The following is a 763-nucleotide window of genomic DNA, read 5'->3' on the forward strand; positions in this document are numbered from 1 at the left end:
CGGACTTTGACTCCGTCATGCGCTGGTTCGAATCCAGCTAGCCCAGCCATTTACGAGCCATTAGCTCAGTTGGTAGAGCATCTGACTTTTAATCAGAGGGTCGAAGGTTCGAGTCCTTCATGGCTCATTCTTTTTTATTTCCGCGGGTGTGGCGGAATTGGCAGACGCACCAGACTTAGGATCTGGCGCCTTTGGCGTGGGGGTTCGACTCCCTTCACCCGCATATGCGGTCGTGGCGGAATGGCAGACGCGCTAGGTTGAGGGCCTAGTGGGGGAAACCCCGTGGAGGTTCAAGTCCTCTCGGCCGCACCAAAGAAAAATAAAAAAGTGCTTGCATTTGAAAATGCAGTGTGATAAGATAATTGAGTCGCTGAAATACAACAACGACAAAACATCATGAATAAGCGCCCGTAGCTCAATTGGATAGAGCGTTTGACTACGGATCAAAAGGTTAGGGGTTCGAGTCCTCTCGGGCGCGCCATAACGGGAAGTGGCTCAGCTTGGTAGAGCACCTGGTTTGGGACCAGGGGGTCGCAGGTTCAAATCCTGTCTTCCCGACCACGCGGGTGTAGTTTAGTGGTAAAACAAGAGCCTTCCAAGCTCTGGTCGAGAGTTCGATTCTCTTCACCCGCTTTTAGTTCTTTGAAAACTGAACGAAACAAACAACGTGAAACGTCAATTTTTATTTTAGATGCTAGACAAACTAACTTTATTGGAGAGTTTGATCCTGGCTCAGGATGAACGCTGGCGGCGTGCCTAATAC

At 49.9% G+C, this 763-nt stretch carries 6 tRNA genes; all 6 read left to right on the plus strand.

Annotation, left to right across the window (positions count from 1 at the left end):
• Nucleotides 1–54: 54 nt before the first annotated feature.
• Nucleotides 55–127 (plus strand) — tRNA-Lys (locus tag ORL93_RS30865).
• Between the two features lie 15 nt (nt 128–142).
• Nucleotides 143–223: transfer RNA gene (locus tag ORL93_RS30870), tRNA-Leu, on the plus strand.
• A gap of 3 nt (nt 224–226) precedes the next feature.
• A tRNA-Leu gene (locus ORL93_RS30875) sits at nt 227–312 on the plus strand.
• A 92-nt stretch (nt 313–404) separates the two neighbouring features.
• Nucleotides 405–481, plus strand: a tRNA-Arg gene (locus tag ORL93_RS30880).
• A 3-nt stretch (nt 482–484) separates the two neighbouring features.
• Nucleotides 485–561 (plus strand) — tRNA-Pro (locus tag ORL93_RS30885).
• A gap of 1 nt (nt 562) precedes the next feature.
• Nucleotides 563–633: transfer RNA gene (locus tag ORL93_RS30890), tRNA-Gly, on the plus strand.
• The last annotated feature ends 130 nt before the right edge of the window (nt 634–763 follow it).

The organism is Bacillus sp. DHT2, assembly GCF_026241455.1.
GTDB classification, from domain to species: Bacteria; Bacillota; Bacilli; order Bacillales; family Bacillaceae_G; genus Bacillus_A; species Bacillus_A pseudomycoides.